The organism is Halobellus sp. Atlit-38R (genome assembly GCF_003665925.1).
Lineage (GTDB): Archaea > Halobacteriota > Halobacteria > Halobacteriales > Haloferacaceae > Haloquadratum > Haloquadratum inordinatus.
Genome location: NZ_QXIJ01000018.1, coordinates 14,719 through 40,781, shown reverse-complemented (window position 1 = coordinate 40,781; position 26,063 = coordinate 14,719). Strand labels below are relative to the sequence as shown.

Sequence of the window (26,063 nt, the reverse complement as noted above, 5' to 3'; positions counted from 1 at the left end):
TCATTAGCCCACCATCGTATTTGTCCCCGGCCGATTCGTCCAGCTCTAGTATTCTGGATCATAGAAGCATTCGCACACCTACACAGAGATCTCTCAATACAGCCGAGCTACTCATTAATCGCTCCCCGAATCGACATCGCCGAGGACGGCCAGAGCGCCGATGCTGCTGGTCGCGAAGAAGACGGCACCGTCAACGAGAATCGGTGGGATAGTCACGGAGTGGAACCCGTCCAACACGTAGTTCCACTGAACGTCTCCGGTCTCTCGGTCGAAAGCGGTTATCGTCTCCCGGAGTTCGGTGGAGACGTATTCGGAGCCATCAACCATAGCGACTACTGTCTCGTTCCCGACGGACAGCCCTTGAGCGTACACCTCGTCGTCGTGTCGCCACTTCGTGGTTTCTTCCTCGATATCGACTGCGAGCAGTTCCGCCTTGTTCGCCACGAACGCGATTCCCCCGCTCACAGCCACCGTCGTGGTGGATGTCTCGTCGGTCTCGAACAATCGGATCTCACTGTGCCGAGCTCCCGTTTGCCGGTTGTGAATGGCAAGTGTGTTCCCGTCGACGACGAAAACTCCATACTCGGTAACCACCGGATCGGCGCTTGTTGATGGATTCGCTAGTGCCCTCCTCCAGTGGGTTGTTCCGTCATTGAGATCGAACGCTACGAGGCTATCTGTTCCGTCGATTCGCCCGACTGTGTAGACGGTCTCGTTGTGGATCGCTGGCGTGAGCTGCTGCTGTGACACCTCGGTTGTCTCCCAGTGAGATTCGCCGTCCTCCGCGTGGATTGCTTCGAGGCCGTGCCGGTGCGGAACGACGACGATACCCGACTGCTCGTCGACAGCGACCAACTCCGGCGAATAGTCACTACCAGTGGGTTTCGACTTCTCGAAAGAGTGTCGCCAGACAACATCTCCGTTCTGTCGGTTGAGAGCGACGAGTTCCTCGCTGTGAGCCACGACGAAGAGATCGTTGACGAGCGCTCTTCCGTGGTCGCCATCGCCTTCGAGAACTGTCCGCCACTGTTCGCTACCGTCCTGTGCGTCGAGTGCGATGGCGCTTCCCTCGTTGCTGGGGTCAAAGTTCGTGGTGTAGACGGTTCCGTCGGTGATCACCGGCTTCCACCGGGTGAAAGCCGCTGACTCCCACGCCAGGTTCCCCCGCGGGGGTGCGGACCCGTCCGACACGAACGTGTTCGCGCTGTCTGCCCCGTGTTGTGTCCATTTCCCCTCAGGGACGGCGGGCAACGGTGTGTCCGGCCTGCCCGACGGAAGGGCCGATAGGCACCCCGACAGTGCTGCGGTACCGATGCTAGTCGTCGCAAGGAACGTACGCCGGTTCATACGGGTGATAAACGTGTTAGTAACCGGTATCTCGTACTTTCTGGAGGGCGCATTCCCGACGCTGTACGCTCGGATAGTTGTTATACGTTCATACTCAACGTGCAGGCAGAATCCAACGACTGATTCGGCTGTGGGATCGTGAAATAAACACCGTAGCAACGTCTGTGGCACCCTGATTTGTGTATTAACGGGTCGTCCTCCTGCAGAATCTCAGTGTAGTCACGCGGTTTCACGACGGGTTCTACGAGCTGATCGCCGCCAATCGCGACGCCAGCGACCCGATCGAGGTGGTGGCGAGTATGATCGAGTACGGCCGGAACGCAAACCCAGCGTGAGGCAAACTGATCGGTTCAGGATTGAATGACCTGGGCCCAGTCATAGAGATATTCCTATCAATCAGCAATCGACTTCACGAACGCGTAATCAACCGGTGTGTTATGACTGGACAGAGACATATCTTCACTTTGGTTCCCAGATGGCGAGTCGGACTCACTCGATGGCTCTATCCGTATTTCTTCCTCGCAAGTGGGACGTTCTGGAGGTACACTCCCTCGTTGCCGCTGTAAACACTCAAGAGAGGAACCACAATGTCCATCACACATAATCAGCAACGAACTATCCAATTCTATCGGTACCTCTCTATATCAGACAGGCACTCAGGAATCGAACGTCGTCGAAATCATCACACGGTCAGAGTCCGCGATCGTCTGTCGGACACTCTGGTGAATTCCAACGCGTTCAATCAGATCGGACATCGCACTGAGCACCGTTTCGACGTCGTGTTTGAGTGTGTGCTCTCGGTACTGCCCGCCGGAGAGGCCATCATTGCGCTGTGACGAAACGACGATGCTGAGCGTCGAGAGATCAGCGAGAAAGTCCCGAACGCGTCGGCTCGTCCGGCTGTCGAGGGCGGCAACCTCAGCGAGTTCTTGATATCGCTGGTAGACGGTCTGGGACCGAGCGGGCGTCTCACTCTCGGCCTCGAGAGTCGTAAGCGCATAGAGAACGAGCTGCTGGTGATCGGCGAGATCAGCAATTCCGTCCATCAACTCTTCACGTTCCAATTCGTCGCGAGCGTTTTTCACGTGGCTCGTGGTTACGGTATCGGCGTTCTCGGCCCGGGCGATATCGCCCGCTCCCCGGAGGAGGTCAAGCGCCTTCCGGGCGTCGCCTGCGTCCTGGGCACCGTAGGCAGCGCACAGTTGGATCACGCCATCCCCGAGGGCGCCTTCGTGGAAGGCAACCTCAGCGCGTTGTTCCAAGACTGCCTCGAGTTCGGTGGCGTCGTACGGCGGGAACGAGATTGATTTCTCACAGAGGCTGGAGCGGACCTTCGGTGAGAGGTTCTCCCGGAACGCGAGGTCGTTCGAGATACCGATGATCCCGACCTTCGCGTCGTTGATGTTCCCGTTGCTCCGGGCACGTGGGATCTGATAGAGGATGCTGTCACTCTCGCCGATGTTGTCAACCTCGTCGAGGACGATCAAGACGGTCCCCCCGAGGTCATCGAGTTCGTTCCAGAGAAACTCGTACACCTCGTACTGCGGGTGCCCCGTCTTCGAGATGTGGTGTTCTGGGGTTCGAATCTTGTTCACGAGGTTGACGGCGACCTGGTAGCTCGAGTTAAGCCCTTCACAGTTGAGCGAGATGACGGTGAGATCGACGTCGAACTTCTCGGAGTCATCCTGCAGCTGGCCAAGCAGATACGACGTCACGGCCGTCTTGCCGACGCCGGTCTTCCCGTAGAGGAAGATATTGTTCGGTCGTTCGCCGTTGATCACCGGCTGGAGGGCGGCGTGATACTGGGAGATCTCGTTGTCTCGTCCGACGATCGTCGACGGCGTGTAGTCCTCGGACAGACTATCGCGGTTCCGGTACAGCGAGTCGTCCGGCGTGAAACTTATTTCTGACATAGTGACCGACGTTTCCGGTGGCCTCACCCACCCACTGTTTCCAGTGCTTATTGACAGAGTGCCGTTTCCAGTGCTTGGTATTTGGTTCTTCGGGTCCCCTCACCGCCATTTCCAGTGCTCCGTCAGACACCACTGTTTCCAGTGCTTTTGGGGTAGAACAGCCGAATCCACGATGTGTGAGTGGGATAGCCGTCTACTCAACGGTCGCGCTATAGCCCACACAGAGAGAGTGGTGTTTCCAGTGCTTTCTCTCCCCACTAGCCTACCCCTCTAGAATATGTCTAATATTATAGGAAAGATTAAAGACGTACGTCTTTGAATTGGTCCGTAGAACAGTCACTTAGTGAGAACAACCGCTAGTGTTGCTCTCACGGTGACGGTCGTTTTCTGGAAAGCACTGGAAACGGTGGTCTCTCTGTTGGGTAGCTGCTCGAGTTCTCAAGAGTAGACTTCCACGCGGATGCTGAAACTCAGCAGAAGACGCGTGGAACGTATGCGTCGTGAACGGTGAAGATTCTATCAGATACAAGTAATGTTCATAGGTGCGTGCTGAATACCCCGCGCGAATCGGTCGAGAAAGTCTGCGCCGAATCGGACAACCCAACTTATTGATTGGCGCTGTTTCCAACTCCGTTCCCGATACCCCCGCCTTTGCCGCCAACACAGGCGTTCGACGGGGCCGGGGCGATGAGCCACGGCGTGTAGTCTACTGTGGCGCTGCCGCGCTCTAGGGCCCATATCCCCTCCCCATCGGGATTGTCGTCGTGGGTGGGACCGGACCGGTCGTCCCACCAGTTGCACTCGGCAACAAGTGTGCCGTCCCCATCCTTGCTTTCCACGCCGTTTGGGGCGAGGAGGTTGTTCTGCCTAACCGTGGCCTCACTGGCGTCGGCATGAGCATCAATTCCGAATGCGCTACCCGGGTACGGCGCGGCGTCCCGGCCGTCGTTCGCGCTAGCGAACACGTCGTAGACGCTGCTATCGTTCAATCCAGAGATGTGATTCTTTTCAACTGTGATGTCCGTGGGAACGCCCGAATCACTGTCGGAAGACGTGAGGACGACGCCCCACACCCAGCCTATCGAGTGGTGGTCGGTGATTTCGTTCTCTTCTATGGTGACGTTTTCGACGCCGGCCTGTGCCTTTACACCTGCTATCCCGCCGTAATTGGGCCACGTGGTCGCATCACCGTCGCTTTTGAATCCGCGGATCACATTGTTCCGAACGGTCACATCGGAGACTCCAGCGCCGAAAACCTGGACACCGTGGAGAGTGAAGTTGCCCTCCCCATTACTCAGATCGGCGTTGAAATCCTCTATCACGGTGTTTTCGATCACGACATCGCTCGCCTTGACGAGCACCCCGGCCGGGTCTGGGAAGGTTCCCCCAAGGAAGGTCTCGGAGGGAGAAATATGTAGCCGGCGGACAGAAGCACCCTCTCCATCTTGGGTGATCTCGATCTGCCCATCCAGTGCGGCCGGGTTGTTGCCGTTCGGCGAGTTTCGGCCGCGCAGTGTGACCGCCTTATTTACCGTGACATCTTCATCGTAAGTCCCTTGCCTGATACAGATGGTGTCACCGTTGTTTGCACCATTGACCGCGTCTTGGATTGTTCCGTAGTCGTCCGGGACGACGATATTACATCTCTGGGCGGCGGCTGCTCCTGACGACGCAGATAATCCAGCTATACTGATAGCGGATGCGACAGCGCCCCGTTTGAGAACTGCCCGTCGTGATACGACTGTCTGAGACGATGGGAGTTGTGACATAAGGCTTCCCCTTTCACAGGTAGTTCGGGGATCAAAGTTATGAGGTGATTACCCACTCTGATGTATCAGGATCAACCAGAGAGAGCGCTGAACTCACCCTCTATATTCAGCAGACGGTACCTGACAAATATTGAGAAGGTAACGGTCTGGTGTAATTCAATCCAACCGGGGCGTCCGTGACGGGAGGTGCGTTAATCGAGAGCGGCCAGGGACAGTATACGTCCACGTTTGTCCTTGACATAGGGGGTGTCCAAAGCGCTCCGCATCCAAATTGAGCCGAACGAACCTGGAAAGCATACGATCACTGGCTATGCGGTGTACTACTTCGGGGACGATACAGAAAACAGAGAGTCACGAAGCGTCCAAATCCCGATCACGGTGACGTCGTAACGACAACGTACCGTCCGGTATATTTACACTACCGAACGAACCTACTGCAGAACGTGTCACGAAGACGGCCCGGAGAGACACACCGCTTCGGGGTCGGTCTCATCTTGGTCCTCCTGCTGGTCAGTTCTCTCGGCGCCGGCGTGGTAGTCGCGGCCGACGACACAGCCAACGCGAGCAGTAGTGCCAACACCACCGGAAACACGACCGCAGAACCACTTGATATCGACACAAAGCGAGTCAATATCTATTTACGAAGCTCTCGGACTGTGGTCGGTCCCGAGGAGTACGCGGTATTTCAGTATAGCGCGACGAATTACGTCACGAACTCCGAGCCGCTGACGGTGCAGTTGATCCTGGAAGCACCGAGCGGTGTCGCCGTCTCAGGCGCCCGTAACGTGGAGGCGGGATCGAGTCAATTCACCCGGACGGTACATCTCGACCCCGGCGAGACGGCAGGCACGACGATCTTCATCCGTCCCAATAGCCCAGGCGAGTACGCCGTCACCGGGGAGGCAGTCTACTACTTCGGTGACGACAAAGCCGGCGGACGGGGACGTGCCATTGATCTCTCGATCACACAGCAGCCGCCGCCCCCCACAGTATCCGAACGCATCGAACGCGTCGTCACCGGACTTGGTCGTGGAGTGCTCTCGTTCGCGCCGTGGCTTTTCGCAGCCGGAGTCGCCGTCATCGGCGGGCTATTTGCCAGTCGTTACTATACCCGCCTGGGTGAGCAGTATCGGGATCCCAACCGGGTTGTCTGGCTTCGAACGAGGCAGCTCTATCTCAAGCTCAAGTACGCCTGGACCGTGTGCTGGGGGAAGTACCTCTACACCGCCGTGAGCGTCAAACAGCGGCTCCAGCGCGCCCCAGAGGGTCTCGTCGGACTGCTCTTTCCGCTCCCCTATGGCTGGCTTTCGACAGCGCTTTCGGCGTACCTACTCGGCGTGATTCTCTCGCCAGTCCTCGGTCCACAGAACGCCGGTGAGCTCTTTGTTGTGCTCTGGATCGTGGGGCTGATCGCACCGGTGGCAGCGCTGTTGCTGGATGTGTTCCACCACTACGTGCTCTGGTATTTGCTCTTCACCTTCGGCGGCCTCTTGGTGCTTCTCGCCGCACTCTTAGGCGACGTTCGTCTCTACTGGATCCTGGATGTTCCGCTGCCGTCGCTTCCCGTTCCGAACTGAGCAGATCGGTCTCGCTGTGGTGTCACCCAATCGCGGCCGTCACTTCTGTGGTCGCTACTGCAGATATGCATCTCCGTATTCGCCGGTGAATTCGTATTCGGCAGGATACACTGGTTCATTGGTAGTTGCCCACACCGCATTGATTCGTTGTTTGAGCGTCTCCAAGACGACGCGAAGAATATCTGATGGTTCCGATGGATAGGAAGCATCAAGCGCTGTCGTTTCACGTGGCCTTGGTGGTTGGTGAAAGTGTTCACGTGTATTGTGCGTGTTCGGATGGCGATCCCAGCGGCACGCCCACTGCTCGCTATCCCACGTCTCGATGTACTGAATGTTGAAATCCCCATTCATCCGAAATCGAAGTTCGAGACGGGCTGTATCGATCTCCTCCGGATAGTAGCTCTCCACGAGCTGAGCGACAACGCGGTCTTTTTTCTCGGCTGGGAAGTACTGCACTGTCGCGATCACAGACAAGGAGGCGAGATGCTGTCCGAGAATTCGCAGCAGCTCTTCGTTTAGCTCGTCAGACTGGCCCATCTATCGTTTCTGTTTCAGGGGAGAGGCGATGCAGATGCGGGACTCGACCCCGATTCAAGGCGAATCTTTGCCTCGTGGAGTTCACGAAGCCGACGCGTTACTGTGCGCCACTCGCTCAGCGCGTCGTAGATATCGTCTAGGTCCTCGGACTCGACGTCGGAGAGAACGACCGCTTCCGGGGCGGTCGCCTCGAACTGCGCTGCAAGTTCCTGCTCTCGATCACGGTACGCATCGATTGCGTCTCCGACCGCCTCGGCCGTCTCAAACTCGCGTGTGAGCTCGGTCACTCGCCGGAACTCGAAGTACGCTTCATTCCGCACAAAGAGTGCCGGATTCGCTGCGACTTTTTCGAGGACACCGAGTTCGACGAACCATTCCAGATGCGAGCGTGCTCCCTCTTTCGTGCAGTCTGCCCGGTCTGCGATGTCCGCGACGGTCGTCGGCGACGTCAGTGTCGTGGCGACCTCATACACCCGGTCTTTCACCGTTCGCCCCTCCATTGCCGCAGCCCATTCGTCGGTTACGTTGAGATCGGGCGGCGTCTTCTCACTCATTATTGTCTGCTACGCCCTGCGCCTATATTAATTTGTGTCCACGTAGATATCTATTCGTTGCTGATGGTGTTGGCTACCGTCTTAACTGACAATCGAAATTTGAGATCTCATATGTTGGTTCACGCTCTGTCCAACGGGTTGGCTTCATTTCGGACTCGCAGGCGATCTCGGTGAGGATTTGTCACACCTGCAGAGTCTCAAAAATGTGGTTGGGAGGGACGGTAGAAATCCTCAGAAACAGATAGGGAACAGTTGCTGAATACAAACGAAGGCTGTATCGCATTGGATTGCTATTCATCCAAAATCAGTCAGGAACTGCCTGTTGAATAGAGAGGATGAGTTCGGCATTGCTGTGCCACGCAGTATTAGCTCACGTCCACAGTTTGTTTTGAGACCAGCTGACCAGAAGGAATATGATTAATCTGTATAATATATTCTTGGTCTGTCTCGCTCCATTGACTACTGCCTTGCGTCGGTTGATACCATTGAATTGTTATACTATCTCCCGGAGACAAAGGGTCTGAGTAAAATGCCGATGTAGAATCTGAAGCTGACTGGAATTGGGGTTCGTAACTCGCACCGATGGGTTTCCATTTGTCGCCAGTCCATTCAGCTAGTAGCAGCTGATCTGATGACTTGTATATTTTTATTGATATATCATTAGCAGAGAGTGGGTTTCCATTATCGTGGGTAATATCAACAAAATTTGGTCTTTCCCCATACCCGCTATCGAAGTCTTCAGATGCATCGCTCATTTCGAGTACTGCTGCGGGTGAGGTTTTAGGGAGCTCATCCGTGAGCCCTAGTGAGTACGTGGCGACAACCGAGACCAAGATGATAGCAACCGCCACCATAAGAATAATGCTGACCACGGGTGTGACGGCACGAGTATTAGTCTTCATAAACGGACATATATTCTGTTAGTTGATATCTATTTTGCTGCTTCTGTATCAAGTGATCTGATGACCACTACTTAAATACCAATAACCGACACGCGTGGTGTATCTCGTACGATGACCGGAGCCTCGTGTCGGATTGGTAGAACGCTCAGCGACCATTCGCAACCGAATTTTCACGGCTGATTCGGCCGTGATCTCGTGAAATAAACACCGTGACAAGTCTTCTATGGCACTGTAACGTTAGGAGTCAAATCAAGTCGTTCTAATACTCACGGACATAAATACGTAAAAACATCTGGAATTTTGATCCGGTCGAGTGCAGAGAGAGCAGCATCACGAAGATCGTCGAGTGTATCGAACAGACGGTTGCCAAGTTCCTGATCAAGTTGTCTCCAGCACTCTTCCGCGGGGTTCAGCTCCGGTGAACCCCGCGGAAGGTAACAGAGTTCGATCGGTGTACCTTCGGCGAACTCCTGCACTGCATTCGCCGTGAAATACGAGGCGTTGTCCAGGACAACGCAGATTTTCTCGCCGAACTCGGTCTGGAGTGCGTCAAGTAAACGAATCGTCGTGTCGCTGTTGAAGTTCTCTGCACACGGCAGGAAGAACGTCTCACCGCCGTCACTGACTGCTCCGAGCAACTTGATGCTATCCCACGCGCCCGTCACCGGCAGTGACGGGCGCTCTCCTTCCGGAAACCACGCATAGATTAGCGTCGAAAGTACCTGCCGCGTCTGATCGATAGTCAGGACCGTGTATTCGTCGTCCAAGTTGTCGCGCTTTTTTTGAAGCCTTCTTGCCACGCTTCTTGGGCTCTCTCGTCGGATTTGTAGAACTCCGGTCGGGCTGTCTTCCAGGACAGCCCGGCCTCGGACATCAATCGGCGGACATGGCGTTCACAGTACTCAACGCCGAATTCTTCGGCGAGATAGTGACGAGCCAATGGAACAGACCACGCGGGCGCGTCCAGTCCAACTTCTTCGGGTGAGTCGTGGAGTACCTCAACGAACTGGTCGTACTCTTGTTCAGAGAGTTCGGACGGCCTTCCTTCTCGTGGTTCATCATAGACAACCTCCTCGAACGGCTCATCGGCGAGCCGTTCGAGTCGATCAAGCCACCGCGAGAGCCAGCCAGCAGTGTATCCATAGCGTTCAGCGATTTCTTCCAGAGTCGCACCGTCTTCCTCGAGGTAGTTGATTGCCGCCATGAGCCTTTGCGACGGCTTCTTTCCCTCGACCTCCGCCAAGACCTGGCGGAGGTCTTCGGTAGAGACGTTGTCGAGGGACGCCATATTGGAACAACGTATATCTCTTTGAAAAACTTTCAGCCGATAGTATAAGAATGTCCGTCCGTAGTTCGTACTCCTCTCCCTTTCGACGGAGATCTTCGAGCTCGGTTTCAACCTCGGATCTTGGCACCGAGAAGACACGGTTGGCGTGTTCAATTGAAGCGGTAGCGCGGAGTCCCCTTCCTCAAGGAGCGACCCGAGGGAGCGAGTAGGGAGGGGAGGAGCGCGTTCGTATAAATCACAACCATCTAATTATAAGTAGTCATCTTGCTACATTGAAATTGTGGCAGACGACTACGTGCGTCGGACGGCAATCACTCGTCTCGAAGTTACGGACGAGCAACGCGCCCTCCTCGAAGAAACCATCTCCGAGTGGAAGCGTGGTTGCCAACTCGCCACGGATATGGCGTGGAACGTCTGCAACGCTAAGAGCGACGTCCAGCCCCTCGCCTACGACGACGTACGCGAACACACCGACCTCGGCAGTCAGCACGCGATTCTCGCCACTCACCTAGCTGCACAGGCCATTACCGGTTGTCTCGAACGCCGCTCGGAAGGCAAGACGGTCAGCAAGCCCACCTTCACCGCACCGACCGTGAAATACGATACGCGGACTATGACGCTGTTTGACGACGATACGGTGTCGCTCTCCACCACGGAGAGTCGCGTCCGGTGTGACCTTGCGCTGCCCGATGCCGACGACGGCTACCAACACAAGTACCTTGACTCCGACGAGTGGAGTGTCACGGAAAGCACGCTCACCGCCCGTGACGGCGAGTACTTTTTGCATATCGGCTTCCGCCGATCGAAGACCGACACCGAGCGGAACACCGCCGAGGACGGAACGGTCCTCGGGGTTGACCTCGGTATCGAAAACCTCGCCGTCACCAGTACCGCCTCCTTTATCAGCGGGCGGAAGCTAACCCACGACCTCCGTGAGTTTGAGAAGGTACGTGCTGGACTCCAACAGACCGGGACGCGAAGCGCCCACCGAACGCTCGAACAGTCGAGTGGCCGCGAACTTCGCTACGTCCGGGATGTGCTACACCGGGCGTCGAACGCCATCGTAGACGAAGCACTTCGATACGACTGTGACATAATTGCGTTCGAGGACTTGACGGACATCCGCGACCGAACGGGTGCGTCGTGGGGGCACAAATGGGCGTTCCGAACGTTGTACGAGCAAGTAGCGTACAAAGCCGAGGCAAAGGGTATCTCGGTGACACAAGTCGGTTCGGCGTACACGTCTCAGCGGTGCGCCGAGTGTGGGTTCACGGCGGATGAGAACCGCCCGACTCGAAACGACTTCCGGTGCGTGAAGTGCGAGGCGGAAGCGAACGCGGACTACAACGCGGCGAAGAACATCGGGATGCGGTATGTCCGTCGAGGCCAACAGTCGTCTCGACGGACGGGCAACAGTCAACTTGCCCTGAAGTCTGGAACAGTGACGCCGAGCGGCGGATTCACCGCCTACCCTGATCGGTTCGAGGCCGAGTTCATGGACAAGCCCCGTCCTCAACGAGCGCGTCAGCGCGAGTAGGGCGGGGTAGTTGACCGATCTCATCAACCTCTTGCAGTCTTCAGCCATTGTCTCGGGATGGAAGTGTCAATCGTGCAGACTTACAGGTGTTGTAAGCTGGAAATCCCGGCCGACTGTACCTCGTACCACCAAACTCGGTACAGATAAGGCCGGCCCTTACACTAACCGTGTAAGCTAATACAAGCGCGGTTGCGGTCGTCGTAAACTGAACTTTAGTTGGGTGGTGGGATGAATCGGTATTCGTGGTTCGTAGAACCGTCTAAGCGGGGATTGCTTACAGGGTTACCGTCGACTAGCCTTACAACACCTGTAAGGCAACCCGTGTTCATCTCAGCGACCCTCCCCGACCGAGACGCCGATGCGAATCCGCCAACGTCCCTGCTTGTTCTTATCGACACGGCAGAAGCGTGGAGAACTCTCCGCCCAACTTGCGATCTTCTCAAACGTCCGTTTAACCTGGGTCGTCTGTAGTGATTCGCTTCGCGCTGTCTCGAGCTTGTCCTTCGCCGTAGCAGACGTGTAGGTTGCGTACGTGCGCTGGTCGTCTCGGCGGACTGTAGCCCACTCATCAAGGTTGTGCAGGAGCTTCTCTGCGCGCTCGTGGCTTGCATTTACACGCCCGTCAATCACACTGGCGACACCGTCCTTGACGACTTTCGCAACCTTATCGTCTCCAGGGATCGCGTTGAGAAGTTCGACGTCAGTTTCTTCGGAGACGTGCCGAAGCTGCCGGCGAAGGTTTGCGAATTCGGATTTAAACTCTTGCTTGTCTGTGAGGTACTTTTCGCGCATCGCACGCGCCTCACCGAGCCCTTCGACAAGAGCATCGTATTGTGATGTGATCTCGTTGAAGTCGACCGCCGATCTCGACGTTCCTGTTATCACTTTGGTGAGCTTTTTCTGACGACGATCTACATTTTCAACTGTCTTCCCCAGTGGCATACCGGCGATCCACAGGGCTTCGATGCCCCCGCTATTGCCGCGAAGCTCAATCTCGGGCTGCTCGTCGAGTTCTGTTTCGAGTTGGCTTACACGCTGCTGTAAGCCATCCCGCTCCGCTTCGAGTTGACTTACACGCTGCTGTAAGCCATCCCGTTCCGCTTCGAGTTGACTTACACGCTGCTGTAAGCCATCCCGCTCCGCTTCGAGATCATCTATCCGGGACTGCTGTTCTTCGACTGTCTCCTTGAGACTGTCTCGATCTTGTTCCAACTGCTCGACGCGTTCGACGAGCTGCTGGACAGTCGCCGCGTCGACGTCAGCTGGTTGTTCGATAGACGATGCACCTGCTCCGGACATCTCAGATCCTCCCTGTTGCGTGCTCATAGCTATCTCCGTGAGTAGGCACGCCCAACGCGTTCCAGCGCCAGCCCGAATCGCAGCGTCGCCACTTCTTGGGAAACGCTTTTGACCGAGCCGAAAGAACCAGGGAAGTAAGTCCGAGGTGGTGTCCTGGCAGACAAAGCACCTCGGACCCCCTTTGGTTCTTCGGACGAATTGCTTGTCCTACCTGATGGTCTACCGTTTGCTGTCTCTCCCTTATAAACATTTGTCGGACAGTACCGATCATCCCGACACCTCCTGTGTCTGGGAATTTTTGTCCGATTTGGGACCAGCATCGAGCCCCTCGAGCCGCTCTTCGAGCGCCTCGATCACGTGGGTGCGTGGATCCTCGCGACCGCGCTCGTCGCGGAGGCGCGCTTGACACGTGTCGGCATCGAAGCTCTCGACGAGCGAGCGCGCTCGCGTGAGTTTTGCTTCGTACTCGTCGTCGCGAACGACTGGGTCATCGTCCTGTGTGCTGTCCTCTGTGGTGCCGGCGTCCGTAACAGCCGACTCTCCTGTGGACTGTGCTACCGCGACGTCCTGGTCGTCGCCACGAATCCGCGCTTCGGCCCGATCGAGCAGCGTGAGGACACCACGTCGTCCGCTGAACTGTTGCTGTTCGACTTTCCGCCAGAGCGCGATGCGTTCGGGATCTTCCATTCCCTTGATGAGGCTGCGAACGGTCAGCGTCACGCTCCGAGTCCCGCACTGATAGAGGAATCTGGCGGGGTCTTCGCCGCCGAGGCGCTCGACGATCTCTGTGTCGGCGTGCGGGCGCGTGGTCGTATTTGCGGGGCGGGTCATTGGGTGCCCTCCTCTCTCCGTTCTCCGAGTGGACACAGCCCGAAGTCGGCCGGCTCGTGGGTGGCGATGTGGTCGGCCACTCGACTGGGGCCGGTCCCGGGCGTCCACAACTGCGCGCCGCAGGCGGGACACCACACGAGCTGGAGGTGCTGGCGGCGGTGCTGGGGGTACCGATCGACGAGACGGGGCGTGAGCCACGCGACGTCGTCGGTGTCGGGAAGACCCCTGTGAGGGGGTGACATAGTGCTCACGCGTCTGGCCCTCCAGAGAAGAGTTCCGCGACAGTCTCGACCTTCTCGGGGACGTCCGTGAGTAACGCTTCCAGATCGGTGGCCTCGATCCCGCGTGGGGCCTCGACGACCAGTGACAGCTCCCCGCGATCGACGGCGACGAGGACTCGATCGCCCTCGACGTCGACGTCCAGGACGGCCGGGGGCTGGTCAGATGACTCAGTCTTCGCCATTGTCAACCTCCACCCGTCCAGTACAGGGCATCCGGTGGACGGCACGGTCAGGACTTGCCCACGTCGTGGCGACTGTCCGGACGTGCTGGGCTGTACGTTCAGAGAACAAGCCGACCACCTCCTGTGAGTACGATCAGCGTGTGGGCGACCAGGGCGATCACAATAACCAAGACTGCCGTGATGGCTATCCCTGCGAACACCCCTCCGGCAATGATGCCGATCCGGATGAGGTACTCAAGCAGGCCAAGCGATTGGGTCTCAAAGAGGCCCCACTCGGCCATCACCAGAGGCGAACCAGCATAGGCGACTAGCGGCCACGAGGAATCGACTGTCGCGCGATAGAGCAAGTAGTGATAGTTGCACTGGGCACTGTTGCCGACTGTGCGCTGCGGCGATGCCGGCCGCACACATCCGGCTTCGCTGCACTGGTTCTCCCACGGTGGCGGGGCAACAGCAAGCGAGTTCGTCTGCTCTACCATCAGGCACGCACCTCCGCGAGCCGCCGTTTCACGGCCGCCCGATCCACATTTGGCCGGCCACTCTGGAACTGTTCGAGGTACCCGAGCGCATCGAGAAGCGCTTCGATGTCGTCCCGGGAGCACTGGTGCATCTCGCGGTGGATCTGGTGGACGGTCTGGGCGGTCGCGATCGCGTCGACGAGCGCTGTGAAACTGATATCGAACTGGGCAAGGTCGATATGCGACGTCGACGTCTGTCCGCCGTCGGCCGCCGGGACTGACTCTGGCTCGGTGTCGGCGACGTCACTCGCCTCCTCGTCGTCGTCGTCGAGGCCGTCGAACTCGAAGTCGCTGATCGCCGAGATTTCGATGTCGCCACCGACCACATCACTGAGGCCATAGACTCCGAGTAGGCGAAGCGTGCGCTCGCGTGACCAACTGCACGCCTCGATCACCTCGCCAACGCTCTTGGCGTCCTCGACGAGCGATTCGAACTCACCCGGCTCCAGATAGTCGAGTCGGGCCTGTGGGGTGCCGTGGGCCTCCAGCTGGTGGACCTGCCATTCGAGGTCCCCGTCGACGGTGGTCCCACACTGGCACTCGCGCCGTCCGGCGGGTGTCGTGGTCTCGGTGTCGGCCGTCTCCTCGTCGTCGCTGTCGGCGTCTGGAGTTTCGTCGGGTGCCGTCTCGTCTGCCGAGGGTGTCTCTGTGGCGTTCTCGGTGTCGGGTTCAGTGTCTGGCCCGGAGTCGGGCTTGGAGTCTGAGTCAGTATCGGGCCGTGTGTCGGGTCCAGACTCGGACTCGGACTCGGACTCGGACTCAGACTCGATGCCGGCTGTACTCGCTGACTCTCCAGCGTGATCGGTCGTCTCCTCGTTCGGTTCCTCGGCAACGACCGTCGGATCCGTGCCAGCCAGCCGGTAAAGCTTGCGGCGGCGATCGCGTGGATCCTGCCGGACGTCGAGGCGGCCGTCCTCCTGCAGCCGCGCGAGGACGTTCCAGACGTGTTTCGAGCTGTTCGTCTTCGTCTGGATGGCTTTCGCTGGGAGTTCGCCGTGTTCTGTGAGGACGTCGACGATACGCGCGTCCAGTCGTGTTGTCGCGTCCTGTTCGTCCGCGGAATCAGTCGCGGCGTCAGCGTCTCGGTCGCCGACGGCCTCCACGAGTCGCTCGGCGGTCGTTTTCCCGATATGATCGACCGCACAGAGTTCCGTGACCGTTGCCGCCTGGATGTCGACGATCGTCTCGAAGCCCCCGTTGCGGAGCCGTTCGTAGGTGCGCGTCCCGAGTCCGGGTTCAGTCGCGAGGACGTCCTCGAGTGTCAGCTCAGACGCGTCGTCTGGCACCGAGCCGTGATCTGACGCTGACTGATCTGTGGGCGCTGCCCCGAGGTCCCACTGGGGAGTGTCGGTCGTCGCCAGTGCTCGGACAGTGACTGCGTCCTCGGACTCCGTGGCGCGTGTGCCCGGTCGTGGCTCGTCGGTGAGTGCGGCCGTCACATCGAGGTGGGCTCGCAACTGCTCGGTGTCGGGTTCTGCTTCGAGTACCTGGGCGTCGGCGACAGTGACACCGGTGGCTTCGATGCGCTCGACGAGCGCCGCAAGCGTGCGGAACTGCGCCGGTAACCCGCCGTCTGCCACGAGACAATCCGACTGACACTGGGCAATCGCCGCCGCGGAGACGATTTCGGGACGCGCCTGACACCCGTGGGTGGTGGCTCTATTGATCGCGGCCGCGTGGGAGCGGGCGACGCGCGCCCAGCCGCAGGCCCAGCAGATGACGACGTGATCGCCGTCGGGTGCCGACGGCTCAGACATTGCCCGCCACCCCCCTTAGAGTGGCTTCGTTGGTCGATGTGTCAGCGCCACCGGCAGAGGGTGACGTCAGAGGGGACGTCCTACTGGAAGGGGAGACGTGGTTAATGGACCGGGTGTGCCTCTGAACTCCCCGCACGTATGACGATACGCGGAGAATGTGTAAACCTATTGGCAGCTGTTGTTTCTGTAACCCAAACACACCTCGGTCTTCTCGCTCACTCATCGCGCTCACCTCCAAGATCGAGCAGGCCATCATCGGGCGCGCGTGCGGGCTCGGTGTCCCCGTCGGCAGTCGGGCCGCCGAACTCCGCGAGCAGCGACTGGCCGAACTGCGCCCGGCTGGGGGCCTCGTGGAACTCGTCGTCGCGGAAGTCCGTCGACGACAGCCCCTTCTCGTCGTGACACTCCGAACAGAGCGTCTGGAGATTCGTCGGGGCGAAGGGGTGCCCGCCGTTGACGATCGGGACGATGTGATCGCACTCCAGGGCGACGTCCGTCGGCAGGTCTGCGTGGGCGTCGTCGTACCCGCGCCCGCAGCGGGCGCAGTGCCGATCGCGGTTGTACTTCACCCACTTGGAGACGAACTCCCAATTATATAGGTAGTAGACGGCTTCGGCGACGTGCTTGCACCACCGCGAGCAGTACTGCTTGAACGGGTGGGTGACGTCAAGGCCACAGACGCGGCACTGGCCCTCGGGTGTCTTCGACCACAGCACCTCCATTACGGTCGTGCGCGGGCGCCCACGATCGTGACGGGCCGCGACAGCCGTGTGGTCAGTCACGAGTCGGCACCTCCGCTGGGTCGATATTGCTACTCCAGGTCGCTCGGAGCGGCCCACTGAACAGCGAGCGCTCGAGCGGGAGGTACGTGTACGCGGACGCGTTGGCGACGCCGTAGCCGACTTCGGCGCGGGAGGACTCCGGGAGGGGTCGCGGGGTGTCCCACTTCGAGGCCGTCATCGCGATCCGGCCATCAGGCAGGCGGACGTGATCGGCGACGAAGGGAGCCGCCGTGCTCACGTGCAGACGCACGACGAGCCCATCGTCCAGGGCATCCATAATGTCGTTAGCCGAGCAGTTGCCGATGACGGCGAACGTGTTGGTGAGGCGGTCTGCATCCTCGCCTTCGATCGGTGCGGCAGCGCTCACGGGCGCTCACCTCCAAGCCCCGGAATGGGCGCTTCGAGTTGCTGCACCGCAGCACTGACCGCCTTCAGTCGGGCGACCACGACGAACAGTGCGCCATAGCCGACCAGCGGGCTGCCGAGGCCGTAGCCGAGCGAGCCGAGCGTGACTAACTGCACGGGCTCGGTAGGACTGAGGAGACTCTCGATCGGCGTCGCGACCGCGCCGACCAGACACGCGGTGACGCCGACGACCAGCAGGCCGCGCCCGATCGCATACAGGAGGCGGCTGAGGTCGGCCCACTGCAGTTGGTGGACGTCCGGCGCTGACTCGGCCTCAGGCATCGTCACCCTCCTGATCGGTTGCTTGGGCACGAGTCGCGGTGCCGTCGACGGGCGTCGCGAGGGCGTCGTGGGCGACCAGCAGTTCGCGAACGGCCGCGCGGATGCACTCGCTTTTGCTGTCGAAGACCTCGGCGTCGACGAGTTGTTGGATACCGACGCGGAACTCACGGGGCATCCGGACGGTTTCGCGGCGGGCACGCCCGGGCGTCGCTTCGAGCCCGCGCGTCCGTGTGTCGTCGGGCTTGCTCACGCCTTCTCACCCCCGTTGGCGGCGCGCTGGAGATGCACCGCGCCGCGATCGAGGACGGCTTCGCCCTCGGCCGTGAGTCGGTAGCCGTTGGTCCGGCCATCGAGCGTCGTCTTCTCGAGGAGGCCCGCCTCGACGAGCGTATCGAGGTTCGTGTACAGCTGGCTGTGATGGACGGAGTCGTGATACCAGCGTTCGAGGTACGCCTGGATCTCTCGGCCGCTGGGGGGTCGGGCGTCGGTGTAGACGCTCACTGCCACGAGGCAATCCCGCTGGAAGGCTCGGAGGCTGTACCACTGTTTGCCGTGTTCGACGTCGGGACGTTCCAGGTGGCCGCCGTCGGTGCGGAGGTCGGTGTCCGTGTGGTCGTCCGGGTACGCGGGGGCGTGCTCGTCACACGCGAGGGCGTTCACCGGGCGCTCGTCCGCAGAATGCGTGTACACGTACAGGACGACCGCGGGCTCGCCGCAGGGGCCTGCGGGCGTGGGCCACAGATCGCAGGTGGTGCCTGCAGGCGCGCCCACGACGTCGTCCACGTCCGGGGGCGCGCGGCCGCCGTCCGTGAGTGGCTCGCGAGTGGGCGCGTGTTCGCGGTACCGACAGCCGACGCAGACGCCCTCGTGGAGGTACTTCCGGGCGACGACGTCGCCACAGCGCCGGCAGCGGCGCTCGGGATCCGTCTGGGGATCGCTAAATTCGTCGAAGGTGTCGGCGATCTTGCCGCCGTCCGGGACGAGCGTCGAGTCGTCCTGGTCGGCACTGACGGCGTCTTTATCGGCCGCTGCGAGCCGGCCCGCGAGCCCGCGTCGGCCGCTTTTGCGTTGGCGGTCGCGACGCGCGGGCTCGTCGAAGTCTGCGCCACAGTCCGAACAGCGCCAGACGTCCTCGTTGGGATCGACCGTGGAGTTGTGTCGTCCGGGTGCACGCCGGAAGATGTTCTTCGTCGAGCCGCACTCGGGGCAGGCGAGCGTCTGGCCGCCGTCGGTGACGAGTTCGGTGTCCTCGACGAGCGAGATCCACTCGCCGTCGCGATCTTCTCTCCACGCGATCGCTTCGAGTTCGACCTCGTTGCCGCAGCCCTCGAAGTCAGCGCCGCGTGCGGGATGTGGCGCGTAGCATTCGCCTTCGCGGGTTTGCTCCGGGTCTTCGCCGTCGATGTTTTCGGGTCGGACGTGCGTCGCGTCGCACTCCGGACAGCGGTATCGAACCGACACGAGTCGGCTCATCAGCGCTCCACCTCCTCGCTGTCGAGGTCGGCGACACTGCGGACGTTCGGATCCGCGAGTTTCGCGGCGAGTGAGTGCGTGGGATTGTGGTGGCGGTGCTCGACGCTCGGGTCACACCACTCACAGAGGCTCGCATTCTCCGGGAGAGTTCCGCGCCTGGCGGCCTCCCAGTCGGTCTCGGTGCGATCGGCGAAGCCACAGCGCGGTTCTGGGGTGTCGGTGTCGCGTGCGCGCAGATGGAAGATGTTCTCCGAGTCGTCGCGTTCGAAGTATGGGCTCGTGACGACCACGGTGTCGGCGGTGATCGTCGGCTGTGCAGCTGGGTTCGTGACCGCCTGTTTTTTGGCGGTCCGCGGTGTTTTCGACATTGTCGTACATACGACCCCACAAGCGTCGGCCGAGGGTCCAGCTCGGTCGGCGCGTTTTCGTGGGCGCGCCGAATCCGCTCGTAGCGTCGCATATACTCTACAAATGAACCCTCCCACTTGAAATTTGCCACGCGGAAATTAATTGCCGCATAGAGCTAGATTGGTTCGTAGAACCTTTGCATATGGCCCCTGATGTTCCAGTATGGCCGGACGGAAGCGGCAAGTAAACGATTCAGATATCCTTCGAGTGTTTGCTCTATCTCCAGATCCTGTTCTCGTCGCTTCCGAAGTCGCAGAAGAGATTGATATGACTCGTCAGGGTGCTTTCAACCGACTACAGAAACTCGAAGAGGAAGGTTTCGTCAAGAGCGCTATGAAGTCGTCTGCGCGAGTCTGGTGGATTACTCCTGAAGGAAAGCATCAGATAGCGTCGTCGGGCTGAGTGTTTAGCCACCATACGTAGCCGTTCCCCACATTCTTTCGACTGAGCATCCCTTTCTGTCGAAGCCTTTTCATTCGCATATTCGCACTCGTACGGGTAATGCCTAAACGCGAAGCAACTTCTGAGGCTGATACAACTGGTTCCTCTATTTCTTTGATCACGGATATGATCTCCTCATCACTGACTTTCTGGTTCCCGTGAGGTGAACTCATTCCTCTCAGTGAGTACTTAATTTCCACGTGGCAAAAATTTTATCCCCATAGCTCCACAAGAGAGATACAGACACAGTCGACTCTCACCGGGTAATTTCTTCGCAGAAATGCCCGCCTGTTAGAGCAGGCGAGCCGGGCTGTGTCTTGATCTGTGATGAGCCAAGCAAGCCCATCGCCATCTAACGGCGACACGACTCAAGAACGTACCGAACACGAACGCATCACCGACGTCCGCGACCTCGACGTCGGCGACGAAATTCTCGTTGGCGATCGCGTCAAGCCGATCGTCGTCGACGACCACGGCACCCGCCCCGTCCAGACCTTCCAGGGCGAGCGCACGCAACACGCGGTTGAAGCGTCCGGTGAGTGGGCGGACGCTGTTTCGGTCCTGCTCGTGAACCGCATCGATATGGGAACTGGAGAGCGCCGCGGTGACATCTCCGTGGATCTGGGCGCGCCCGAACCGGTCTGGAGGGTCTCGGAATGAGTAGTCGTTCCGAGGGTGATCGCGCAGTCTGGAAGTTCGAGGCCGACGTCGCCACGTTGCTACTAACGGATCCTGTGCGGAACGCGCGTCGCGAGCGACTACTGGAGGGGCAGCAATGAGCGCGCAGACGCCCGCGCGGATCTACGGTAGCAGCTGTGCTGGCTGCGGGCGATTGCTGGTGCGTGGCCCGTCGGATCCCGAACTGTGCGTGCGGTGTCAGCAGGAGCAGTGGGAGGTGCAGCGATGAGCGAGTCTCCGAAAGCCCAGGCTTTGATGCATCTCGCGCAGGCCGTGACGCGAGCGGAGAACGCGGACGCGCAGGCGCATATCGAGGCAGCTTTAGGAGAGATCGAGGAGCTGCCGTGGCCCGAGCAGATCGAGTGTCCGAATTGTGGGCGAAAAGGGTTGGTCGGGCAAATTGCTGTGCACGAGTGCGGCTGAACACTTGATTTAGGTCTGCTCTCCCGCTTCAGCTTTCCCTAGATCCTATTCTTCTGTTCGCCTCGCTAATTTCCAGGTCACATTCGTAATTATACCTGGATCCATCTGTTCATAGAAATCTAATATCCATCAGCCAGCACAGAGGTCTCGCGGAAGTATTCTGCGAGGTCCTGTTTGACCTCTGATGGTGAATCGATGAAGTTTCGAATCCGTGCTTCCACAACGTCAGTCGTTATGACGTGGAGATGCGGCCGTTCTAGATACTTCTCATCATAGTCTTCTTGACTCTGTCCAACCTTTCTCGTGATCCCACTGACGCTGGTTTGTTTGTAAGCTTCGGTGACAAAGAACGGATAGAATAGCTTCTGAAAATCACCGCCAACCAACTGCAACTCGTTTCTCAGGTTGACAGTAAGTGCTACCTCCAGGAGCATCGCCAGCGCATCGACGTACCACACGACCATATTTTCATTCGAGTTGTAGGAATCTGCCATCTTATCGAAGAAGGCGATCTCCTGCTGCCCATCGATTTCGTTCACAACAAAGATGTGGGAGAGATATTCCGTATCGAGGTGCCTCCGCGCCCGGCTGAGATACTCAGTGTGCTTTCCCTCTGTTTCTTCGTCTCCAAAGTTCGCCTCGTCTCCGGATTTTGTATCAACGATGCCACCCACTGTAGAGTATTTATTATCCGGATCTGGTGCGATATCTGTGATCTTGAAAAGTAGATCAGGAAGTTCTTCGCCGCGATTGTCTTCCCCACCCGCATCCGGATAACTGGGTGTCAACGTAGAGAATGCAGCGTATCCGACTTCCTCTAGTCGTGTTCCCGAACTCTGTGGGAGCTCTTTGTTAGTCCGTAGAAGGCGCATATGGTTGAGCTCAGTAAGCATATAGCGGGGATTGGAATGGATCCGCCCAACCACCTTGTGTGAATCAGCATCTAATTGCTCTTGGGCGAGATCTGCTTCGAGCGTCTGGATCTGCTTCATCGCTCGGACTGGTTTCTCAAGATACTCTTGATCATCCGTCAACATCGAGAGTGGAACTGTGTAGACGAGGCTGCCAGTCGTGAACAGCGACTGTGTCTCTAGGTACGCGTCGATCTCCCCATCAGGAACCAGCAGCATCGTGGGCTGATTCTCTCGTAACGCGTGTACATACACCTGAGTCGCCTCTCGTTCTGGATTCCGACCTCCGATAATTGAGACTCGGAGCCCTGCCTGCGTTACACCGTGAACGGAACTCGGGAGACTCTGTGAGTCATAATAATCGAGTTCCTGATCGATTTTGGTTGTCACCGCCTCCAACACCGTCGGCCATTCTAGATCAAAATATCGGCAGGTCTCTAGATCGACAGTCTCCTTGTGGACTTCACCGCCACTTCCGGTACAGCGAGTGTGTAACTTCTGGTTTTCTTCCTCAACCTCGCTATTCCGAAGCGGTGCGCGACAGTGTTGATTCGGACAGCGTTGTGGGAGTTCTAGATTTGAGGACACGAACGATGTTTCGCTGAGAGTTGGGGGTAGATCTGTCTCAGCTACCGTCCCATCTCGAAGCCGTAGTTCAATTGCCTCTACTAATGCATCGAATGGCGGTCCGCTCATACCACGTCTTCCTCGTCGAAGAAGTATTTCAAGGCCAGTTGTGCATCATTCGATAGTCGGGCACTATCGGTCGGCTGGTAGTCACCGCTTCTGACCGCTACGTTTCTGTTGTCAATCGAGAGGACTAATGCTGCATTTTCGTCGTCGGCAGTAGCCAGCAGATCAAGGAAACTATCCCGCATCTGGTCGACTCTATCGAAAATTGCCTCCAGTCCTTCTCGCCCGACAAGTGAGAACTCCTCTGTTGCAACAGATGGATCATCGATGACTTGCGAGCCGTCGTACTCCACGGTTTCTAAACATCGGATGACTGCTTCCTTCTTATCTTGCGGCAACGAGTCAGAATCTCGCACTCGTTCCTTCGCTGTTTCTGCGTGACCTCGTATCAACTGACGCGTTTTTTCGATCGGATCATCGGATTCTTGGATTGCTTCCGATGCATCCGCTTCGAGTTCTCCGGCGGCCTCTAATCGTTTCGTCGTAAGCTCTCCTATGAAGTCTTCAACGTCGAATAACTGGCTGAAGAGAGCGTTTAGGATCCGTTTCCATCTTTGTTTTCCTTCAGTCAGGACGACTGTTGTGTCCTCGCCCGTGGAGTCGATATATACACGGCACGCTTTGACCGCTCGATATTCCTTTGTCATTGTTTCGGGTTTTGCGGGCATCTCCTCGTCTTCCTCGCGGAATCGGAATACCCGGACCCTGTTCGGTTGTGTGCCACGCTCTGCAGTGATATGAAAGACGATACTTCCATCCCCGATTTCTTCGATCTTCACCCGGACTGCTTTGGCCTGATCGTCTGAATTCCATTGTTCGTGGAAATCGGAAACACTCTGCTTGAGCCCATCCAGATTTACCGTATCAGTGTAGGTGTACGTTTTTGTCGAGGCTACACTCCGAATCCGTGAGCCGATTATGATGTTGTCCAGTTCGCTGGCGAGCCCCTCTTGGAGCACACGAAGCGCGAGTTGGTACTTTGATTCCGGTGTGCTTTCCTCAAAGTCGACCTCGTACTCTTCGGCTATATAGCGAACTGTTGGATCGATACCGACGTTCTCATCGTCGAGCCGTTCGTAGGCACCAAGCCACTCCCGGGTTTTGCTGACATATTTAGAACAGAGCGCGCGCCGGATCCCATCGAACTCGTAGTCCGATTTATCGAGATTATCTGATTCAAAGAGACTGAGAGCATCGAAGAGGGTCTGCTTCCTACGAGGTTCTAACCTGTGGAATATCTCTTCATCGTACTCCCCAGCCAAGCCAGACGCAGTCATACAGGCTATGTAACAAAAACCAGGCTCTTATAATTGTAGTTGATTTATCCTCTATGATAGACATTTATCGATGGAACGAGGTTGGTTACGGCTCACTCAGGTCCAGCGGTACAAAACTAACCAACATTGGAACACAATAGCCATCGAGTGTTAGTTAGCCACTCTCGGAGATGATGAGACCGCCCCCACGACTGGGTGGTATACGAGGATCAGCCACGATACGTTATGATAATGCCGGATGACACGAAAGCAGAACTGTAGCAGTGCCTCGCAGTCACGGCCGAACGGCCAGTCGATCGCACTCTCAGCCGCCTGTTAGGTGAGGCCCAGGCGGTCGCTGACGATCTGTGTGGGATCGATGATCCGGCGGTCGTCACCAATCGCGCCAGTGTTGTTGTCGAACTCCTCTCGAAGATCGATGGGACGGGAGACCCCGAGGCGGACGCTGCGGTGGCTCGAGCCCAGGAGCTCGCTGAGGCTCTGGCCATCGAGTGAGTCTTCGATCTCTCTCCGACTGTGTCGAATTGCGCGACTGACAGCACGGTGTTTGCTCATTGTCCCTGATCAGAGTTGACTAGTTATATCCTGATCTTAACCAACTCTGCCGCTGACGCGATTACAATCGAGAAGACAATCAAATAGTAGACTGAGAGAGAATACACAGCTGCAGCCACCAGTTCAATTTTAATTCCGTAACCTAGCAGTCGCGTTTGCGCTGTGTAGATGTTGAGATCGGGAAATAACTGAAAGACTCCTGCGACGATGATCGTGACAATCCCCACCCCAAGAGTGTGGATCGAAATGTGGAGCGACTTCTCATAATAGTCTCTGAGCTGCCCGCTGTGATCTGTGTCCCCAGACAGGTATTGCTCAGAAGAATTCCCGAGCATAACTACTGCGTTAATTGTAAATCCAAATAGGATCGCGGTCAAAGTCAGAATCGGTAAATCAGCAGCTCTTGGACTATTGGATAGTAACACTCCAGCAACAATACTCACGATAGAGTACACAAATATCCGGACCCGTGGATAGCGAATTTTCTCTAGGTAGTTGCTGAGTTCTAATATCGTTCGAACCAGATTGAGTATCATTGAGGGAGATTGTTGAAAGCCTCGGCAATAGCCTGTTTACCCGAGCGACTCGTATTGACCTTCTCTCTGATTGCACGGTCTCCACCCTCACCAAGCTTTACAACTCCGTCTTTGGTCTTTTCCACCCGCACTTTGGTCACGATGCCGGATTCAATCAGTTCGTCAAACACATCGACATTATTCAGCCACTCATCCTTGTTGATGTCAAGGGACATTCTATGTGCCCGAGAGATGTCTAGAAGAGAGGTGATCTTGTTCGCGATGTCGATATTCCCGAATCCTTCGTCTTCTCGAATATCCTCGTCGTTGGGGGGCTTGAAAAGAGATGCAGTTAAATCGTAGTCTTCAGCAAAATCCAGCGTTGTCTTGCCGATCGTTTTCGACTCTTGAATTGACTGAATCGTTTTAGAGGAATAGTGGGGCGTGATGTCCATTCCCTTACAGGCGGCAACAAAGAAAGAGCCAAACGTATTCTCAACAAGAATATGAACCTCGCTATCCACCTTTTTCATTCCAAGTAATCCTTGGACAAACGCGTCTTCGTGCTCCGAGATGATTTTCTGGACAGAGATTCCATCGTCATCTTCTGCTAACTGGTGAAGCGCCTTTCCGGGGTTTGTTTGCTTATAGATATCTGCAGTCACTATGCCAGAACCCTTGTTATATTTCACATTATCAACAAGCAGACTGACCGTTTGGTTTTCCAAGACCCGATCTAAATCCATATCTCCGATTAAATTGATCATTCTTCCGAGATTTTTGTCTATACCTTGCCCAAAACTCGCCAATGTAGCGTTGTTATCTAACGGCTCCGCAGTATAGACAAGGAAATTCATTTATCAGATCCCTAAATTATAGTAGTATAAAACTTCTGCTTGTGTAACGTTTGATTGGAAGCATACTCAAC

Annotated in this window: 31 protein-coding genes; 6 read left to right on the top strand and 25 right to left on the bottom strand. The window is 57.5% G+C overall.

Annotated features, from left to right (window positions below; all coding sequences use genetic code 11):
* Positions 1-114: 114 nt before the first annotated feature.
* The 3 genes from D3D02_RS16360 to D3D02_RS16350 form a co-directional block, all read right to left on the bottom strand.
* A complete protein-coding gene (locus D3D02_RS16360) occupies positions 115-1,518 on the bottom strand; it encodes a PQQ-binding-like beta-propeller repeat protein (protein ID WP_233560686.1) in 1,404 nt (467 codons plus the stop codon).
* Positions 1,519-2,003: 485 nt separating this feature from the next.
* Positions 2,004-3,260 (bottom strand): orc1/cdc6 family replication initiation protein, encoded by a 1,257-nt coding sequence (locus D3D02_RS16355; RefSeq protein ID WP_121571043.1) that lies wholly within the window; start codon positions 3,258-3,260, stop codon positions 2,004-2,006.
* Positions 3,261-3,865: 605 nt separating this feature from the next.
* Positions 3,866-5,029: a right-handed parallel beta-helix repeat-containing protein gene (locus D3D02_RS16350; RefSeq protein ID WP_121571042.1), complete on the bottom strand. Its 1,164-nt coding sequence runs from the start codon at positions 5,027-5,029 to the stop codon at positions 3,866-3,868.
* Positions 5,030-5,523: 494 nt separating this feature from the next.
* On the opposite strand from D3D02_RS16350, the gene D3D02_RS16345 reads away from it, so the two are divergent.
* Positions 5,524-6,606, top strand: coding sequence for a hypothetical protein (locus D3D02_RS16345; protein ID WP_147435654.1), 1,083 nt, complete (start codon positions 5,524-5,526; stop codon positions 6,604-6,606).
* A 54-nt stretch (positions 6,607-6,660) separates the two neighbouring features.
* Here the strand turns inward: D3D02_RS16345 and D3D02_RS16340 are convergent, their stop codons facing one another.
* The 4 genes from D3D02_RS16340 to D3D02_RS16325 form a co-directional block, all read right to left on the bottom strand.
* Positions 6,661-7,143 (bottom strand): hypothetical protein, encoded by a 483-nt coding sequence (locus D3D02_RS16340; protein ID WP_121571040.1) that lies wholly within the window; start codon positions 7,141-7,143, stop codon positions 6,661-6,663.
* A gap of 14 nt (positions 7,144-7,157) precedes the next feature.
* The gene (locus D3D02_RS16335; RefSeq protein WP_121571039.1) at positions 7,158-7,697 is read right to left on the bottom strand and encodes a hypothetical protein; all 540 of its coding nucleotides are present in this window, start codon (positions 7,695-7,697) and stop codon (positions 7,158-7,160) included.
* Between the two features lie 365 nt (positions 7,698-8,062).
* Positions 8,063-8,599: a type IV pilin gene (locus tag D3D02_RS16330; RefSeq protein WP_121571038.1), complete on the bottom strand. Its 537-nt coding sequence runs from the start codon at positions 8,597-8,599 to the stop codon at positions 8,063-8,065.
* Between the two features lie 266 nt (positions 8,600-8,865).
* Positions 8,866-9,887 (bottom strand): IS630 family transposase gene (locus D3D02_RS16325; RefSeq protein ID WP_121571037.1). Its coding sequence is split into 2 segments (ribosomal slippage): positions 8,866-9,383 and positions 9,383-9,887, totalling 1,023 coding nucleotides; the frame shifts between segments, so codons are not numbered across the junction.
* A 280-nt stretch (positions 9,888-10,167) separates the two neighbouring features.
* Here D3D02_RS16325 and D3D02_RS16320 point away from each other — a divergent pair.
* On the top strand, positions 10,168-11,424 hold the full coding sequence (locus D3D02_RS16320) for an RNA-guided endonuclease TnpB family protein (protein WP_121571036.1): 1,257 nt from the start codon (positions 10,168-10,170) through the stop codon (positions 11,422-11,424).
* Between the two features lie 330 nt (positions 11,425-11,754).
* Here D3D02_RS16320 and D3D02_RS16315 read toward each other — a convergent pair whose 3' ends face one another.
* From D3D02_RS16315 to D3D02_RS16255, 12 genes are all read right to left on the bottom strand, one after another.
* The gene (locus tag D3D02_RS16315; protein ID WP_147435653.1) at positions 11,755-12,750 is read right to left on the bottom strand and encodes a hypothetical protein; all 996 of its coding nucleotides are present in this window, start codon (positions 12,748-12,750) and stop codon (positions 11,755-11,757) included.
* Positions 12,751-12,990: 240 nt separating this feature from the next.
* A complete protein-coding gene (locus D3D02_RS16310) occupies positions 12,991-13,554 on the bottom strand; it encodes a hypothetical protein (protein ID WP_121571034.1) in 564 nt (187 codons plus the stop codon).
* Complete coding sequence (locus tag D3D02_RS16305; RefSeq protein ID WP_147435652.1) at positions 13,551-13,796, bottom strand: hypothetical protein; 246 nt, start codon at positions 13,794-13,796, stop codon at positions 13,551-13,553. The genes D3D02_RS16310 and D3D02_RS16305 overlap by 4 nt, the downstream gene beginning before the upstream one ends.
* Positions 13,797-13,801: 5 nt before the next feature.
* Complete coding sequence (locus D3D02_RS16300) at positions 13,802-14,017, bottom strand: hypothetical protein (protein ID WP_121571032.1); 216 nt, start codon at positions 14,015-14,017, stop codon at positions 13,802-13,804.
* A gap of 98 nt (positions 14,018-14,115) precedes the next feature.
* Complete coding sequence (locus tag D3D02_RS20420; protein WP_147435651.1) at positions 14,116-14,496, bottom strand: hypothetical protein; 381 nt, start codon at positions 14,494-14,496, stop codon at positions 14,116-14,118.
* The gene (locus D3D02_RS16290) at positions 14,496-16,292 is read right to left on the bottom strand and encodes a helix-hairpin-helix domain-containing protein (RefSeq protein WP_121571030.1); all 1,797 of its coding nucleotides are present in this window, start codon (positions 16,290-16,292) and stop codon (positions 14,496-14,498) included. Before D3D02_RS16290 ends, D3D02_RS20420 begins: the two co-directional genes overlap by 1 nt.
* A 215-nt stretch (positions 16,293-16,507) precedes the next feature.
* Positions 16,508-17,074: an HNH endonuclease gene (locus tag D3D02_RS16285; RefSeq protein WP_147435650.1), complete on the bottom strand. Its 567-nt coding sequence runs from the start codon at positions 17,072-17,074 to the stop codon at positions 16,508-16,510.
* On the bottom strand, positions 17,067-17,441 hold the full coding sequence (locus D3D02_RS16280) for a hypothetical protein (protein WP_121571028.1): 375 nt from the start codon (positions 17,439-17,441) through the stop codon (positions 17,067-17,069). Before D3D02_RS16280 ends, D3D02_RS16285 begins: the two co-directional genes overlap by 8 nt.
* A complete protein-coding gene (locus D3D02_RS16275; protein WP_121571027.1) occupies positions 17,438-17,761 on the bottom strand; it encodes a hypothetical protein in 324 nt (107 codons plus the stop codon). The genes D3D02_RS16280 and D3D02_RS16275 overlap by 4 nt, the downstream gene beginning before the upstream one ends.
* Positions 17,754-18,011: a ribbon-helix-helix domain-containing protein gene (locus D3D02_RS16270; RefSeq protein WP_121571026.1), complete on the bottom strand. Its 258-nt coding sequence runs from the start codon at positions 18,009-18,011 to the stop codon at positions 17,754-17,756. The genes D3D02_RS16275 and D3D02_RS16270 overlap by 8 nt, the downstream gene beginning before the upstream one ends.
* Entirely contained in the window at positions 18,008-19,234 is a 1,227-nt protein-coding gene (locus D3D02_RS20990; RefSeq protein ID WP_199723136.1) for a PadR family transcriptional regulator, read from the bottom strand. The genes D3D02_RS16270 and D3D02_RS20990 overlap by 4 nt, the downstream gene beginning before the upstream one ends.
* Positions 19,234-19,602 carry a hypothetical protein gene (locus tag D3D02_RS16255; RefSeq protein WP_121571025.1) on the bottom strand — a complete coding sequence of 123 codons (369 nt, stop codon included), beginning with the start codon at positions 19,600-19,602 and terminating at the stop codon, positions 19,234-19,236. The genes D3D02_RS20990 and D3D02_RS16255 overlap by 1 nt, the downstream gene beginning before the upstream one ends.
* 202 nt (positions 19,603-19,804) lie before the next feature.
* On the opposite strand from D3D02_RS16255, the gene D3D02_RS16250 reads away from it, so the two are divergent.
* Positions 19,805-20,044, top strand: a complete 240-nt coding sequence (locus D3D02_RS16250; protein ID WP_121571024.1) for a MarR family transcriptional regulator — start codon at positions 19,805-19,807, stop codon at positions 20,042-20,044.
* Here D3D02_RS16250 and D3D02_RS21665 read toward each other — a convergent pair.
* Complete coding sequence (locus D3D02_RS21665) at positions 20,023-20,256, bottom strand: winged helix-turn-helix transcriptional regulator (RefSeq protein WP_121571023.1); 234 nt, start codon at positions 20,254-20,256, stop codon at positions 20,023-20,025. The two genes, D3D02_RS16250 and D3D02_RS21665, sit on opposite strands and share 22 nt — an antisense overlap.
* A 154-nt stretch (positions 20,257-20,410) precedes the next feature.
* On the opposite strand from D3D02_RS21665, the gene D3D02_RS16240 reads away from it, so the two are divergent.
* The 3 genes from D3D02_RS16240 (at position 20,411) to D3D02_RS16235 (ending at position 21,184) form a co-directional block, all read left to right on the top strand.
* Complete coding sequence (locus D3D02_RS16240) at positions 20,411-20,743, top strand: hypothetical protein (RefSeq protein WP_121571022.1); 333 nt, start codon at positions 20,411-20,413, stop codon at positions 20,741-20,743.
* A complete protein-coding gene (locus D3D02_RS21525; RefSeq protein WP_255410171.1) occupies positions 20,740-20,862 on the top strand; it encodes a hypothetical protein in 123 nt (40 codons plus the stop codon). The genes D3D02_RS16240 and D3D02_RS21525 overlap by 4 nt, the downstream gene beginning before the upstream one ends.
* Positions 20,863-20,986: 124 nt before the next feature.
* Complete coding sequence (locus tag D3D02_RS16235; protein ID WP_121571021.1) at positions 20,987-21,184, top strand: hypothetical protein; 198 nt, start codon at positions 20,987-20,989, stop codon at positions 21,182-21,184.
* Between the two features lie 119 nt (positions 21,185-21,303).
* On the opposite strand, the gene D3D02_RS16230 is transcribed toward D3D02_RS16235, so the two are convergent.
* From D3D02_RS16230 to D3D02_RS16210, 5 genes are all read right to left on the bottom strand, one after another.
* Positions 21,304-22,791 carry a hypothetical protein gene (locus D3D02_RS16230; RefSeq protein ID WP_147435648.1) on the bottom strand — a complete coding sequence of 496 codons (1,488 nt, stop codon included), beginning with the start codon at positions 22,789-22,791 and terminating at the stop codon, positions 21,304-21,306.
* Complete coding sequence (locus D3D02_RS16225; protein WP_121571019.1) at positions 22,788-24,065, bottom strand: hypothetical protein; 1,278 nt, start codon at positions 24,063-24,065, stop codon at positions 22,788-22,790. The genes D3D02_RS16230 and D3D02_RS16225 overlap by 4 nt, the downstream gene beginning before the upstream one ends.
* Positions 24,066-24,380: 315 nt before the next feature.
* Positions 24,381-24,620 carry a hypothetical protein gene (locus D3D02_RS20680; protein ID WP_158599395.1) on the bottom strand — a complete coding sequence of 80 codons (240 nt, stop codon included), beginning with the start codon at positions 24,618-24,620 and terminating at the stop codon, positions 24,381-24,383.
* Positions 24,621-24,643: 23 nt separating this feature from the next.
* On the bottom strand, positions 24,644-25,156 hold the full coding sequence (locus D3D02_RS20415) for a hypothetical protein (protein WP_147435647.1): 513 nt from the start codon (positions 25,154-25,156) through the stop codon (positions 24,644-24,646).
* Entirely contained in the window at positions 25,153-25,992 is an 840-nt protein-coding gene (locus tag D3D02_RS16210; protein WP_147435646.1) for a hypothetical protein, read from the bottom strand. Before D3D02_RS16210 ends, D3D02_RS20415 begins: the two co-directional genes overlap by 4 nt.
* Between the last annotated feature and the right edge of the window lie 71 nt (positions 25,993-26,063).

Bases quoted from the DNA above. Each gene is read 5' to 3' on its own strand.
- D3D02_RS16210 (WP_147435646.1), bottom strand. From the start codon at position 25,992: ATGAATTTCCTTGTCTATACTGCGGAGCCGTTAGATAACAACGCTACA.
- D3D02_RS16310 (WP_121571034.1), bottom strand. From the start codon at position 13,554: ATGACCCGCCCCGCAAATACGACCACGCGCCCGCACGCCGACACAGAG.
- D3D02_RS16355 (WP_121571043.1), bottom strand. From the start codon at position 3,260: ATGTCAGAAATAAGTTTCACGCCGGACGACTCGCTGTACCGGAACCGC.
- D3D02_RS16300 (WP_121571032.1), bottom strand. From the start codon at position 14,017: ATGGCGAAGACTGAGTCATCTGACCAGCCCCCGGCCGTCCTGGACGTC.
- D3D02_RS16240 (WP_121571022.1), top strand. From the start codon at position 20,411: ATGAGCCAAGCAAGCCCATCGCCATCTAACGGCGACACGACTCAAGAA.
- D3D02_RS20680 (WP_158599395.1), bottom strand. From the start codon at position 24,620: ATGAGCAAACACCGTGCTGTCAGTCGCGCAATTCGACACAGTCGGAGA.
- D3D02_RS16315 (WP_147435653.1), bottom strand. From the start codon at position 12,750: ATGAGCACGCAACAGGGAGGATCTGAGATGTCCGGAGCAGGTGCATCG.
- D3D02_RS16330 (WP_121571038.1), bottom strand. From the start codon at position 8,599: ATGAAGACTAATACTCGTGCCGTCACACCCGTGGTCAGCATTATTCTT.
- D3D02_RS16290 (WP_121571030.1), bottom strand. From the start codon at position 16,292: ATGTCTGAGCCGTCGGCACCCGACGGCGATCACGTCGTCATCTGCTGG.
- D3D02_RS20420 (WP_147435651.1), bottom strand. From the start codon at position 14,496: ATGGTAGAGCAGACGAACTCGCTTGCTGTTGCCCCGCCACCGTGGGAG.
- D3D02_RS16305 (WP_147435652.1), bottom strand. From the start codon at position 13,796: ATGTCACCCCCTCACAGGGGTCTTCCCGACACCGACGACGTCGCGTGG.
- D3D02_RS16340 (WP_121571040.1), bottom strand. From the start codon at position 7,143: ATGGGCCAGTCTGACGAGCTAAACGAAGAGCTGCTGCGAATTCTCGGA.
- D3D02_RS16275 (WP_121571027.1), bottom strand. From the start codon at position 17,761: ATGCCTGAGGCCGAGTCAGCGCCGGACGTCCACCAACTGCAGTGGGCC.
- D3D02_RS16350 (WP_121571042.1), bottom strand. From the start codon at position 5,029: ATGTCACAACTCCCATCGTCTCAGACAGTCGTATCACGACGGGCAGTT.
- D3D02_RS20990 (WP_199723136.1), bottom strand. From the start codon at position 19,234: ATGAGCCGACTCGTGTCGGTTCGATACCGCTGTCCGGAGTGCGACGCG.
- D3D02_RS16235 (WP_121571021.1), top strand. From the start codon at position 20,987: ATGAGCGAGTCTCCGAAAGCCCAGGCTTTGATGCATCTCGCGCAGGCC.
- D3D02_RS16255 (WP_121571025.1), bottom strand. From the start codon at position 19,602: ATGTCGAAAACACCGCGGACCGCCAAAAAACAGGCGGTCACGAACCCA.
- D3D02_RS16250 (WP_121571024.1), top strand. From the start codon at position 19,805: ATGGCCGGACGGAAGCGGCAAGTAAACGATTCAGATATCCTTCGAGTG.
- D3D02_RS20415 (WP_147435647.1), bottom strand. From the start codon at position 25,156: ATGATACTCAATCTGGTTCGAACGATATTAGAACTCAGCAACTACCTA.
- D3D02_RS16230 (WP_147435648.1), bottom strand. From the start codon at position 22,791: ATGAGCGGACCGCCATTCGATGCATTAGTAGAGGCAATTGAACTACGG.
- D3D02_RS16335 (WP_121571039.1), bottom strand. From the start codon at position 7,697: ATGAGTGAGAAGACGCCGCCCGATCTCAACGTAACCGACGAATGGGCT.
- D3D02_RS21665 (WP_121571023.1), bottom strand. From the start codon at position 20,256: ATGAGTTCACCTCACGGGAACCAGAAAGTCAGTGATGAGGAGATCATA.
- D3D02_RS16225 (WP_121571019.1), bottom strand. From the start codon at position 24,065: ATGACTGCGTCTGGCTTGGCTGGGGAGTACGATGAAGAGATATTCCAC.
- D3D02_RS21525 (WP_255410171.1), top strand. From the start codon at position 20,740: ATGAGTAGTCGTTCCGAGGGTGATCGCGCAGTCTGGAAGTTCGAGGCC.